The organism is Streptomyces sp. Q2 (assembly GCF_056820935.1).
The window spans coordinates 283474-295521 of the sequence record NZ_JBXEJE010000002.1 but is presented as its reverse complement, the minus strand read 5'-3'; the positions used below and the strand labels follow the sequence as shown (position 1 = coordinate 295521).

Here is a 12048-nt window from a genome sequence, read left to right as displayed (position 1 = left end):
TACGCATTCTGGACTAGACCACTACGTGTGTCCATGCGTTGGAGCCTGTTTGTTGTTGGGACTTTTTCGGGCGGTACAACCGCTGGTCCCCACTGATCGGGTGCCCTGACATCCACCACGCAGCCTAACCCGTGTGGGTTCATGTGCGGGCCCAGATGGCCATGGCAATTTCCGCGAGCGCTTCCAACTCCCCCCGCCTCGCGCCGTCGCGCGCCTGTTGGGACATGCCGTGGATCATCGCGCCGGTGTGCCGGGCGAGGGCGGCCGCGTCGGTGCCGGGCGGGAGTTCGCCGGTGGCGATGTCGGTTCTTATGCGGGCCTCGAAGGCGGCGATGGTGGCGTTGCGCCGGGCGCGCAGGGACTCGGCGACCTCCGGGGTCGAGCAGTTGGTGGCCGCGTGGGCGACGAGGCAGCCGTGCGGATGGCCGGGGTCGGTGTAGACGGCGGCGGCCTCCCGCAGTGTGCGCTCGACGGCGGCGCGGGCGGTGGGCTCCTCGGCGAGGGCGCGGTCGCCGAAGGAGGCGTACCGGGTGGTGTAGACGCGGACCGCCTCCTCGAAGAGCGACCGCTTGTCGCCGAAGGCCGCGTACAGGCTCGGGGTGCCGATGTCCATGACGCGGGTGAGGTCGGAGACGGAGGTCGCTTCGTAGCCGTGCTCCCAGAAGGCGAGGATCGCCTTCTCCAGGGCGGTCGCACGGTCGAAGGATCGGGGGCGGCCGCGGGTTCGGGACACCGGGCCGGCCTTCGCCTTGGTCTCCTCGCTGTTCACCATGGGGTGGATTTTATAGCGAGTGCTAGGAAAATGTCCGCGGCGTGTTGTACGGTTTTTCTGTAGCGACCGCTAGGGAATTCGAGGGGGCGTCGGCATGGGTGTGCTCACGGGCAGGACGGCACTGGTCACAGGGGCGAGCAGGGGCATCGGGCGGGCCGTCGCCGAGCGACTCGCGGGCGACGGGGCGCGGGTCGCGGTGCACTACGGCAGCAACGAGGCGGCGGCGAAGGAGACGGTCACCGCGATCGAGGCGGCCGGCGGGAGCGCCTTCGCCATCCGCGCCGAGCTGGGCGTGCCCGGCGACGCGGAGGCCCTGTGGGCGGCCTTCGACCGGTTCGCGAGCGGCGTGGACATCCTGGTCAGCAACGCGGGCATGGCGATCTTCGCGACCGTCGAGGAGACGGACGAGGAGATCTACGACCGGACGCAGGCGGTCAACGCCAAGGCGCCCTTCTTCATCGTCCGGCACGGTCTGCGACGGCTGCGCGACCACGGGCGGATCATCAACGTCACGGCCGCCACGGATGCCGCCATATCCCCGATCGCCGCCACCCACATGGCCAAGGGTGCGGTCACCACCCTGACCCGCTCACTCGCGGCCGAGCTGGCGCCGCGCGGCATCACCGCCAACTCCGTCGGCCCCGGCTTCATCGACACCGACCTGACGAGCGCGGTACTCGCCGACCCCGCCGCGCGCGCCCACGCCGAGTCGGTCTCGGTCTTCAAGCGGGTGGGCACGGCGTCCGAGGTCGCGGACGTGGTGGCGTTTCTGGCGTCGCCGGACTCCCGGTGGGTGACGGGACAGCACATCGACGCGACGGGAGGGTCATTGCTGAGCCTGAATTAGCGAGCGGCGACAGTGGAGGAGCGGGCCACGCCGCTCTGGCCACTCGGACCCCGTGCGCCTTCTGCCACCTGGGCCGTGGGACCGGCCTCTGTTAGATTGGTCTAAACCACATAGGACCTCTCGGGTCACAGTTGAGGTCCCCCTCTTCAGAGTCGAGTCCCCCCTTCAGATCGGCAGGCCCAGCGTGGAAGTTGTCATCGTTCCGGACGCCAAGTCGGGTGGCGAGCTCATCGCCGAGGCCATGGCACAACTGCTCCGGCGCAAGCCCGGCGCTCTGCTCGGCGTGGCCACCGGCTCGACGCCGCTGCCGGTCTACGAGGCGCTGTCGGCGAAGGTGCGTTCCGGTGCCGTGGAGGCCTCACAGGTTCGGATAGCTCAGCTCGACGAGTATGTGGGGCTGCCGGCCGAGCATCCGGAGTCCTACCGCTCGGTGCTCAGGCGCGAGGTGCTGGAGCCCCTCGGGATCGGGATGGACGCGTTCATGGGGCCGGACGGCACAGCCGAGGACGTCCAGGGGGCGTGCGAGGCGTACGACAGGGCGTTGGCCGAGGCGGGCGGGGTGGATCTGCAGCTGCTGGGGATCGGGACCGACGGACACATCGGGTTCAACGAGCCGTGCTCCTCGCTGGCCTCACGCACGCGGATCAAGACACTGACCGAGCAGACGCGGATCGACAACGCGCGCTTCTTCGACGGCGACATCGAGCAGGTGCCGCATCACGTCATCACACAGGGCATCGGAACCATCCTGGAGGCCCGACACCTGGTGCTGCTCGCGACGGGCGAGGGCAAGGCGGACGCGGTCGCCGCGACCGTCGAGGGGCCGATCGCCGCGGTGTGCCCGGCCTCGGCACTCCAGCTCCATCCCCACGCGACGGTCGTCATCGACGACGCCGCCGCGTCCAAGCTGAAGCTGGCGGACTACTTCCGTTACACGTACGCCAACAAGCCGGAGTGGCAGGGGATCTAGCGGGGGTGGGAGCGGGGGGCGGAGGCAGGGGCAGGAAGCGCCGGCGGCCTCCGGCCAGGGCTGACCGGCGCCTTTGCCGTGCGGGCGGCGACTTTGGGCTGAGCGGGGCGGAGGCTTACTCGGGCTCGGGCTCGGGCTCGGGCTCGGGCTCGGGATCGGGATCGCGCTCCGGCTCGGGATCGGTGGGATCGGGCTCGGGCTCCGGCTCCGGCTCGGGATCGGGATCGGGCTCGGGATCGGTGGGATCAGGCTCGGGCTCAGGCTCAGGAGCGTGCCCAGCCCGGCCGCGCAGGGCTGGAGGCCCGGCCAGGCGGGAGCCTGGCCACGGAACGGAAGGGAGGTTCACCCGCGCGGGAACCTCCCACCGGTCGGAGGGGAAGCCACCGACGCTGAGCCTGCTCGCCAGGCGGGAGGATCCGCCGCTGAACCTGCTCGCCAGGCGGGAGGAAAAGGCCATGCGCGAGACCCTCCCCACCGGGCGAAGTGGAAGCTTCCGGCGCTGAGCCTGTTCGCCAGGCGGGAGGATCCGCCGCTGAACCTGCTCGCCAGGCGGGAGGAAGAGGCCACGTGCGAGACCCTCCCCACCGGTCGGAGGGGAAGCCACCGCCGCTGAACCTGCTCGCCAGGCGGGAGGAAGAGGACCCGTGCAAGAACACCTCCCCACCGGACAAGACGGAAGCCTGCCGACGCAGGAGTCGGCCCGCTGAGCGAGACAGAGACCCCCGACGCGGAAACTTGCCCGGCAAGCAGGGCGAAGGCCCGACCCTCCGGAGCCGCCCTTCAACAGGGCAGAGGCCCGACCACATCGGAGCCGCCGGGCCAAGCAGGGCGAAGACCCACCGCAGCGGAGCCCTGGCCGCACCGGAGCCCCGGCCACACCGGAGCCTCGACCATGCCGGAGCCGCCCCCCAGCACCGGGAAGGACCTTCCGAGGTGGGTCGGGGCCCCCGGCCGCGGGGCCGTCTTCGCTGGGCCGGTTCTCCGGATCGGGGGGTGGTTACGCGCCCGCGATGATCTCCGCTGCTGCTCGGCCGCAGACGCGCGCGGCGCCGTGGGTGGCGATGTGGAGGGCGCCTCGGGGGGTGGCCTGGGGGAGGCCCATTTCGACGACGATCGTGTCGGGGCGGGAGGCCAGGAGGGTGTCGAGGGTCGTGGCCATCCAGGGGTGGCGGTGTTCGTCGCGGACGACGGCGACGATGCGGCGCGGGCCGGCCGACTCCAGGACCGAGGTCCCTGCCTCCTCCCCCGCGTAGCTGCCGGTCTGCGTGCCGGGCAGCAGGCGGGAGAGTTCCGCGGCGACGCCCCACGGGGTCTCGTCGCCGACGGCGAAGTTGGCGACGGGAGTGAGTGCGGCGACGTACGGCGGTTCGGTGAGCGGGGTGAAGTCCTCGGCGCCGGTCAGCCGAAGGGCACGCCGGGCCGCACGCAGGCCCACGTCCCCTGCGACGGTCTCCCGCGTGGGAGAGGCGCCTTCGGAAGCCGAGACCGGCACCGACGCAGGGACCGACACGGGCCCCGGCGACGCCGTCCACCGAGCCAGCCCCCGCACCCGTTCCGCCGCCTCCGCCAGACGTTCCTCGGGGAGCTCGCCTGTGTGTACCGCGGTGGTCAGGGCATCGCGCAGGCGGCGGACCGTCGCGTCGTCGGAGAGGCCGCCGCCCACGCAGATCGCGTCGGCGCCGGCGGCAAGGGCGAGGACGCTGCCGCGTTCGATGCCGTAGGTGCCGGCGATGGCCTGCATTTCCATGCCGTCGGTGACGATGAGGCCGTCGTAGCCGAGTTCGCCGCGGAGCAGTTCGGTCAGGATCCGGCGGGACAGCGTGGCCGGGCGGTTCGGGTCCAGGGCCGGGACCAGGATGTGCGCGGTCATCACGGCCCGTGTGCCGGCGGCGATCGCCGCGCTGAAGGGGGCCAGTTCGCGATCGTTGAGCACCGAGTGGTCCGCGTCGATGCGCGGGAGCGCGTGGTGAGAGTCGATCGCCGTGTCGCCGTGGCCCGGGAAGTGCTTGGTGCAGGCGGCGACGCCGGCCGACTGGAGGCCCGTGACGTAGGCCGCGGTGTGCCGGGCGACCAGGTCGGGGTCGGCGCCGAAGGACCGTACGCCGATGACCGGGTTCGACGGGTTCGAGTTCACGTCGGCCGACGGCGCCCAGTTGAAGTTCACGCCGCAGGCGGCGAGACGGCGGCCGAGTTCGAAGGCCACCTCCCGTGTGAGCGAGACGTCGTCGACCGCGCCCAAGGCGTGGTTGCCGGGGAAGCTGGAGCCCGTGCGCACCTCGAGGCGCGTCACGTCTCCGCCCTCCTCGTCGATCGCGACCAGGACGTCGTCGCGTTCGGCGCGCAGCTGCGCGGTCAGGGTGGCCAGTTGGTCGGGAGAGGCGATGTTGCGGCCGAACAGGCCGACGGACGCGAGGCCCTCGCCCAGGCGGCGCAGCAGCCAGTCGGGGGCGGTGGTGCCCGTGAAGCCGGGCTGGAGGACGGTGAGGGCGTCGCGCGTCAACGTGTCCGTACCGCTGGCGAATGTCGTCATCGGGGGCGTTATCCCTTCACCGCGCCCGCGGTCAGGCCCGCGGCCATCTTGCGCTGGACGAGGAGGAACAGGACGACGATCGGCACGGCCATCATGGTGGATCCGGCCATCATCGGGGCGTACTCGGTGCCGTGCTTGGTGGTGAAGTTGCCGAGCCACACGGTCGCGGTCTGGTTCTTCTGGCTGAGCAGCATGAGGGCGTACAGGTACTCGTTCCAGGCCTGGATGAAACCGTAGACCGAGGTGGCGACCATGCCGGGAGCGAGCAGGGGGAACACCACCCGGACGAAGGCGCCGGTGCGGCTGCAGCCGTCGACCATCGCCGCCTCCTCCAGTTCCTTCGGGATGTTGACGATGAAGCCGCGCAGCGTCCACACCGTGAAGGGGAGGATGAAGGTCAGGTACGTGATGATCAGGCCGGTGAGCCGGTCGTACTGGCCCAGGTCGTTCAGGAGCAGGAAGACCGGGATGATCATCGCGACCAGCGGGACCATCTGGACCGCGAGGATGCCCACGATCACGATCTTCCGGCCGCGGAAGGCGAACCGGGAGATGGCGAGCGCGGCCAGCATGCCGACGACCATGCCGATCACGACCACCGCGAGGGACACGACGAGGCTGCGGCCGACCGGGCCCCAGAAGTCGGCGATGTCCAGCGCGCGGCTGAAGTTGGAGAGGGTGAGGCCCGTGGGCAGCACGCTCGGGTCCGGGTCGATGGCGTCCTTGGCCGGCTTGAACGCCGTGTTGAGCATCCAGTAGACGGGAAAGCCGGCGGTGACGAAGACGAGGAGGCCGAGAAGGTTCCAGCCGGCCTTCGACTTCCGGTGCGCGGGAGTCGTCAGTGTGCTCATTCGACCTCTCCGATCTTCAGCATCTGGCGCATGTAGACGGCGACCACGCCGAGCAGTAGCAGCACGGTGAGCAGGGCGATCGCCGAGCCCTGGGCGTAGTCGTTGACGACGAAGGCGCGGTCGTACGAGTACGTGGTGAGGATCTGGAACTCGGGCTCGGGATGGCCGCCCCGCATCACGAAGACCTGGGGGAAGACGCCCATGTCCCAGATGACCGACAGGGTCGTGAGCATCACGATGATGGGCTTGAGGATGGGGAGGGTGACGTATCGGAAGACGCCCCAGGCGCCCGCGCCGTCGAGCCGGGCCGCCTCTTCCATCTCCTTGGGGACCTGGGTGAGACCGGCGCTCAGCGTGATCACGACGAAGGGTATGGCCCCCCAGACCACCAGGAGCATGATCACGGCCAGGCCCTGCGGCCCGCTGGCGAACCAGTTGTGGCCGATCATCTCGACCCCCGGCAGCTTGCTGAGCAGCGCGTTGAGGATGCCGTAGTCGGCGTCGAAGAGCCATTTGAAGACCGTGGTGGCGACGATGATCGGCATGCCCCAGCTGGCCACGAGCGCGATGTTGATGAGCGTCTTGACCCAGCCGGAGACCCGCTGCAGCAGCAGCGCGATCAGCATGCCTGCGACCATCGTGAAGATCACGCAGCCGGCCGCGAAGACGATCGTGCGGACCACGACCGCCCAGAACTCGCCGTCGCCGAGCACACCGGTGAAGTTGTCGAAGCCGACCCACTCGGCCGGCAGGAAGCCCCACAGCTGGGACTGCCCGAACTTCTGGAAGGACAGGACGACCAGGCGGACCAGCGGATAGCCGAGGACGAGCGCCAGGATCAGGAGGCAGGGGGCGAGCAGGAGCCACGGGGTACCGGCTCCGCCGGAAGTCCGCCCTCTGGGCGGCTTCTTCGCCACGGCCGGTGGTGGCGGTGCCTGCCGCGGCGGCGGCACCTTGGCAGGGGTGGTCGTGTCGGCACTCATCCGCGCGCTCCTCAGCGGTCCCTCGGGTCGTCCGAAGCCCTCGTACGCCCGCACAGCGGGTCGTACGGGAAGCAGGGCCCCGCCCCCGGATGCTCCCGGGTTGGAGCGGGGCCCTGCGTCAGGTCACTTGTTGTTGATGACCTTGTCGATCGCGGCGTCCGCGTCCTTCGCGGCGTCCTCGACCGACTTCTTGCCGGTGCCGATGCTCTGCAGCATGGTCTGCAGGACCTGGGCCTTCTCGACCTGGCCCCAGCCCGGTGCCATCGGGACGAACCAGTTGGACTCGGCCGCGATGGCCGGGACCGCCGTCGCCGGGTCGTTCTTCAGGGTGGCCAGGTCGGTCTTGTTGTTGGGCAGGTTGCCCTTGGCGATCAGGCCCTTCTGGCCGGTGGAGTTGGTGAACGCGTTGATCCACTCGGCGGCCACGGCCTGCGCGTCCGACTTCACCGGGACGGCGAGGTCGCTGCCGCCCAGGAAGACGGGGAGGTTCTTGCCGGACGGGCCGGGCATCACGAAGTTCTCGACGTTGCCCGCGAGCTTGCCGGTCTTGTCGTTCTCCTTGGCCGCGGCGGTCGCGCCCTCCCAGGCGGGGGCGAAGATCATGCCGGACTTGCCCTGGCCGTAGACGATGTAACGGTCGGACTCGTCCTTGGTCTTGTCGCCGTGCATGTACGTGTCGACGACGTTCTTGAACTCCTTGAGGCCCTTGAGGGACTCGGGCGCGGAGAGGTTGCCCTTCCACTGGCCGCCGGACTCGACGGCGATCGAGCCGCCGGCGTCGTAGACGAAGGACATGGCCGCGTACCAGTCACGGGTGGGCTGGTACCAGGCGCTGAACTTGTCGCCCTTCTTCTTCTGGACCTTGTCCAGGGCGGCGGTGAGCTCGTCGTACGTCTTGGGGGCCGACTTGACGCCCACCGACGCGAACACGTCCTTGCGCCAGTTGGCGACGCGGCCGCCGGCGTAGTAGGGGACGCCGTAGGTCTTGTCGTCGTAGGTCACCGAGGCCTTGAGGCCGTCCAGCCAGGCGGAGGAGTTGTCGAACTTCGCCGGGTCGAGGGGCGCGAAGGCGCCCTTGACCATGTAGCCGAGCATCTCGGTGTTGCCCATCTCGACCACGTCGGGGGCCTTGTCGGTGGCGAGGACCGCGTCGAGCTTCGCGTTCTTGTCCGGCCAGCCGTAGTACTCGTGGTTGATCTTGATGCCGGGGTGCGCCTTGGTGACCGCGGCGTCGGCCGCCTTCACCAGCTCCGGCCAGTTGTTCTGGGCGTCGACGGTGAGCCAGACGGTCAGCTCCTTGGCGTCCGCGCCACTCTTGTCCGAGTCCCCGCTGCCGCTGTCGCCCCCGCACGCCGCGATGGAGACCATCATGCCCGCGATGCCGATCGCGGCTATCAGCTTGCGCTTCATGCCACCCTCCTCAGGGATGCCCTCAAACCCCCCACGCTCCCTGCGGTGACCGTTGTGGTGGGTACCGCCCAGCGGGGCCGGGACTGGACCAATGGTGTAGACCAGTAGGGGGAGCTTGGCCCAGACCAATAGGGCTGTCAAGGGTGTTCCGGCAGGCTCGGGGGTCCGTTGCGGTACCGAGATATGCAGGGACCTTTCATTCCGCAAGCGCCAGACAAGCGACAGATCGGACGGACCAGTTCCGGCGACCGCCCGCCGACAGAAGAGACTTGGTGGACTAGACCAACGGGGATCGCGGGGGTATACAGAGGAGATCACGCGGCGGGCGGGAACATCCCGGTACGCTGCCGTGCCACGATGTGAGCCGTGGCCGACGGGACGTCGGCCGCTTCGGCACCCGGAGCCGGGAAGGCAGAGCATGAGCACCGACGTCAGCAGTGCGGAGAACGAGGGTGGGGCGATCGTCCGTACCGCGCGCGTGCCCAAGTACTACCGCCTGAAGAAGCATCTGCTCGACATGACGGAGACGCAGTCGCCCGGCACGCCCGTGCCGCCCGAGCGCACCCTGGCCGCCGAGTTCGACACCTCGCGCACCACCGTGCGCCAGGCCCTTCAGGAACTGGTCGTCGAGGGACGCCTGGAGCGCATCCAGGGCAAGGGCACCTTCGTCGCCAAGCCGAAGGTCTCGCAGGCACTCCAACTCACCTCGTACACCGAGGACATGCGCGCCCAGGGTCTCGAACCCACCTCGCAGCTGCTCGACATCGGCTACATCACCGCCGACGACCGCCTCGCCGGCCTGCTCGACATCACGGCCGGCGGGCGGGTGCTGCGCATCGAGCGCCTGCGCATGGCCAACGGCGAGCCGATGGCCATCGAGACGACCCACCTGAGCGCCAAGCGCTTCCCTGCCCTGCGCAGGTCCCTGGTCAAGTACACGTCCCTCTACACCGCGCTCGCCGAGGTGTACGACGTCCATCTCGCCGAGGCCGAGGAGACCATCGAGACCTCGCTGGCCACCCCGCGCGAGGCCGGCCTGCTCGGCACCGACGTCGGCCTGCCGATGCTGATGCTGTCCCGCCACTCGCTGGACCGGCAGGGCGAGCCGGTGGAGTGGGTGCGGTCCGTCTACCGCGGGGACCGCTACAAGTTCGTGGCCCGCCTCAAGCGCCCCCAGGACTAGCGCGGACGAGTGCCGCACGCGGTGTGGCGCAACCGCCGCTCCTGCTCTACGGTCCTCCCGTCGCCGCATGGACGGACGGGAGGACTCCCCGGTGCGTACACACAGAACCAGCACATACCGATATGCGGACGAGGTCTTCCGCTCTCCTGACAGCGTCGCCTAGATTGCCTGCGCATTACACAGATGATCAGTGAGGGGACGGAGCCCCGGTATGTCCAATGCGCCTGAAGTGAGACCACCGGTGGTGACACCGGTCCGCGTGGTCATCGCGCTCTGTCTCGTCGCACCCTTCGTGGCGATGCTGTGGGTGGGGTCGTACGCGAAGGTCGACCCCGCCTTCATCGGCATCCCGTTCTTCTACTGGTACCAGATGGCGTGGGTGCTGATCTCGACAGCGCTGACGATGCTCGCGTACAAGCTGTGGCGCCGTGACCAGAGCGGCCGTCAGGAAGGTGCCGACAAGTGAACGACGGCGTGAACGGCGTCGCACTCGCCGTCTTCATCTTCTTCTTCCTGGCCGTCACGATCCTGGGCTTCCTGGCAGCGCGCTGGCGCAAGGCCGCCAACGAGCACAGCCTCGACGAATGGGGCCTGGGCGGCCGGTCGTTCGGCACCTGGGTCACCTGGTTCCTGCTCGGCGGCGACCTGTACACGGCGTACACCTTCGTCGCCGTACCGGCGGCGATCTACGCGGCGGGCGCGGCCGGCTTCTTCGCGGTGCCCTACACCATCCTGGTCTACCCGCTGATCTTCACCTTCCTGCCCCGCCTGTGGTCGGTCTCGCACAAGCACGGGTACGTGACGACCTCGGACTTCGTGCGCGGCCGTCACGGCTCCAAGGGCCTGTCGCTCGCCGTGGCCGTGACCGGCATCCTCGCGACGATGCCGTACATCGCGCTCCAACTGGTCGGTATCCAGGCCGTCCTCGACGTGATGGGCGTCGGCGGCGGTGAGGACACCAACTGGTTCGTCAAGGACCTGCCGCTGCTGATCGCCTTCGGTGTGCTCGCGGCGTACACCTACTCGTCGGGGCTGCGCGCGCCCGCGCTGATCGCGTTCGTGAAGGACACGCTGATCTACATCGTCATCGCGGTGGCGATCATCTACATCCCGATCAAGCTGGGCGGGTTCGACGAGATCTTCGCCAAGGCGAGCGAGGCGTACGGCCAGACCAACCCGGCCACCGGCGCGCCGCGCGGGGCGCTGGTCCCGGCGGAGGCCGGTCAGTGGACCTACGCCACGCTGGCGTTGGGCTCCGCCCTCGCGCTCTTCATGTACCCGCACTCGATCACGGCGACGCTGTCCTCGAAGAGCCGCGAGGTGATCCGCCGCAACACCACGATCCTGCCGCTGTACTCGCTGATGCTGGGCCTGCTGGCGCTGCTGGGCTTCATGGCGATCGCGGCCGGAGTCAAGGTGAGCAACGGGCAGTTGGCCATCCCCCAGCTCTTCGAGAACATGTTCCCCGACTGGTTCGCGGGCGTGGCCTTCGCGGCGATCGGCATCGGCGCGCTGGTGCCGGCGGCGATCATGTCGATCGCGGCCGCGAACCTTTTCACCCGCAACATCTACAAGGACTTCATCAAGCCGGACGCCACGCCGGAGCAGGAGACCAAGGTCTCCAAGCTGGTGTCGCTCCTGGTGAAGGTGGGCGCGCTGGCCTTCGTCCTCACCATGGACAAGACGGTCGCCATCAACTTCCAGCTGCTCGGCGGCATCTGGATCCTGCAGACCTTCCCCGCCCTGGTCGGCGGCCTGTTCACACGGTGGTTCCACCGCTGGGCCCTGCTCGCCGGCTGGGCGGTCGGCATGGTCTACGGCACGGTCGCCGCGTACGGGGTGGCCTCGCCGACGCAGAAGCACTTCGGCGGCTCGTCCAAGGAGATCCCCGGCATCGGGGAGATCGGCTACATCGGCCTGACGGCGTTCCTCCTCAACGTCGCCGTCACGGTGGTCCTCACCTTCGTCCTGAAGGCGCTGAAGGCCCCCGAGGGAATCGACGAGACGTCCCCGGAGGACTACACGGCGGACGCCGGCGACCCGGGCGTCCAGGTGGAGCTGCCGCCGGCGACCGCGGGCACCTCGCACTGAGCGGTACGTCATCACGGGCCGCCGGAGAAATCCGGCGGCCCGTTGCCGTGTCCCCGCCCGCCGCCAACCTCGGCGGCCGCGACGGGCGTCGACGACATCACTCTCGTCACCTATGAGTTGACGCTCTGAAACCAGCGCGACACAACATATGGGGGTGCTTTCCTCACCCGGCACAAGATGTATGCTCATGCTCGCTGTCGCCGCAGGGGAATCCGGTGCGAATCCGGAACTGTCCCGCAACGGTGTACTCATGCGCGTTTATGCGTGCACGGGAGTCAGTCCGAGGACCTGCCGACAGCGCGCCCGGCCATCAGGCCCGGGTGCCATGACGTCCGGGCCTCGTGGAATGGGCCGGTGGACGCGACGCCGCGTGCGCTCGTGTGCTGCCGCCTGCCCTCCGCAAGGTCCCCG

Annotated in this window: 10 protein-coding genes and 1 riboswitch; of the genes, 5 read left to right on the top strand and 5 right to left on the bottom strand. The window is 69.3% G+C overall.

What is annotated here, in order from left to right:
* Positions 1 to 139: 139 nt before the first annotated feature.
* The gene (locus ACWBNA_RS03505) at positions 140 to 772 is read right to left on the bottom strand and encodes a TetR/AcrR family transcriptional regulator (protein ID WP_482702153.1); all 633 of its coding nucleotides are present in this window, start codon (positions 770 to 772) and stop codon (positions 140 to 142) included.
* A 94-nt stretch (positions 773 to 866) separates the two neighbouring features.
* Between ACWBNA_RS03505 and ACWBNA_RS03500 the strand changes: the two genes are divergently transcribed.
* Positions 867 to 1619, top strand: a complete 753-nt coding sequence (locus ACWBNA_RS03500) for an SDR family oxidoreductase (protein WP_482702151.1) — start codon at positions 867 to 869, stop codon at positions 1617 to 1619.
* A gap of 184 nt (positions 1620 to 1803) precedes the next feature.
* Positions 1804 to 2589, top strand: a complete 786-nt coding sequence (gene nagB, locus ACWBNA_RS03495) for a glucosamine-6-phosphate deaminase (protein ID WP_482702149.1) — start codon at positions 1804 to 1806, stop codon at positions 2587 to 2589.
* 997 nt (positions 2590 to 3586) lie between these two features.
* Here the strand turns inward: nagB and ACWBNA_RS03490 are convergent.
* From ACWBNA_RS03490 to ACWBNA_RS03475, 4 genes are all read right to left on the bottom strand, one after another.
* Entirely contained in the window at positions 3587 to 5119 is a 1533-nt protein-coding gene (locus tag ACWBNA_RS03490) for a glycoside hydrolase family 3 protein (RefSeq protein ID WP_482702147.1), read from the bottom strand.
* An 8-nt stretch (positions 5120 to 5127) separates the two neighbouring features.
* Complete coding sequence (locus ACWBNA_RS03485; RefSeq protein ID WP_482702145.1) at positions 5128 to 5970, bottom strand: carbohydrate ABC transporter permease; 843 nt, start codon at positions 5968 to 5970, stop codon at positions 5128 to 5130.
* A complete protein-coding gene (locus ACWBNA_RS03480; RefSeq protein ID WP_482702143.1) occupies positions 5967 to 6953 on the bottom strand; it encodes a carbohydrate ABC transporter permease in 987 nt (328 codons plus the stop codon). The genes ACWBNA_RS03485 and ACWBNA_RS03480 overlap by 4 nt, the downstream gene beginning before the upstream one ends.
* Before the next feature lie 123 nt (positions 6954 to 7076).
* On the bottom strand, positions 7077 to 8363 hold the full coding sequence (locus tag ACWBNA_RS03475; protein WP_482702141.1) for an extracellular solute-binding protein: 1287 nt from the start codon (positions 8361 to 8363) through the stop codon (positions 7077 to 7079).
* A gap of 418 nt (positions 8364 to 8781) precedes the next feature.
* Here ACWBNA_RS03475 and ACWBNA_RS03470 point away from each other — a divergent pair, with 418 nt between their 5' ends.
* The 3 genes from ACWBNA_RS03470 to mctP all read left to right on the top strand — a co-directional run bounded on the left by ACWBNA_RS03470 (position 8782) and on the right by mctP (position 11637).
* Positions 8782 to 9546, top strand: coding sequence for a GntR family transcriptional regulator (locus ACWBNA_RS03470; protein WP_217239441.1), 765 nt, complete (start codon positions 8782 to 8784; stop codon positions 9544 to 9546).
* 211 nt (positions 9547 to 9757) lie between these two features.
* Positions 9758 to 10012: a DUF3311 domain-containing protein gene (locus ACWBNA_RS03465; protein ID WP_482702138.1), complete on the top strand. Its 255-nt coding sequence runs from the start codon at positions 9758 to 9760 to the stop codon at positions 10010 to 10012.
* Complete coding sequence (mctP, locus tag ACWBNA_RS03460) at positions 10009 to 11637, top strand: monocarboxylate uptake permease MctP (RefSeq protein WP_482702136.1); 1629 nt, start codon at positions 10009 to 10011, stop codon at positions 11635 to 11637. The genes ACWBNA_RS03465 and mctP overlap by 4 nt, the downstream gene beginning before the upstream one ends.
* 181 nt (positions 11638 to 11818) lie before the next feature.
* Positions 11819 to 11947, top strand: a riboswitch (cobalamin riboswitch).
* The last annotated feature ends 101 nt before the right edge of the window (positions 11948 to 12048 follow it).

Bases quoted from the DNA above. Each gene is read 5' to 3' on its own strand.
- ACWBNA_RS03505 (WP_482702153.1), bottom strand. From the start codon at position 772: ATGGTGAACAGCGAGGAGACCAAGGCGAAGGCCGGCCCGGTGTCCCGA.
- ACWBNA_RS03500 (WP_482702151.1), top strand. From the start codon at position 867: ATGGGTGTGCTCACGGGCAGGACGGCACTGGTCACAGGGGCGAGCAGG.
- ACWBNA_RS03490 (WP_482702147.1), bottom strand. From the start codon at position 5,119: ATGACGACATTCGCCAGCGGTACGGACACGTTGACGCGCGACGCCCTC.
- ACWBNA_RS03485 (WP_482702145.1), bottom strand. From the start codon at position 5,970: ATGAGCACACTGACGACTCCCGCGCACCGGAAGTCGAAGGCCGGCTGG.
- ACWBNA_RS03480 (WP_482702143.1), bottom strand. From the start codon at position 6,953: ATGAGTGCCGACACGACCACCCCTGCCAAGGTGCCGCCGCCGCGGCAG.
- ACWBNA_RS03475 (WP_482702141.1), bottom strand. From the start codon at position 8,363: ATGAAGCGCAAGCTGATAGCCGCGATCGGCATCGCGGGCATGATGGTC.
- ACWBNA_RS03470 (WP_217239441.1), top strand. From the start codon at position 8,782: ATGAGCACCGACGTCAGCAGTGCGGAGAACGAGGGTGGGGCGATCGTC.
- ACWBNA_RS03465 (WP_482702138.1), top strand. From the start codon at position 9,758: ATGTCCAATGCGCCTGAAGTGAGACCACCGGTGGTGACACCGGTCCGC.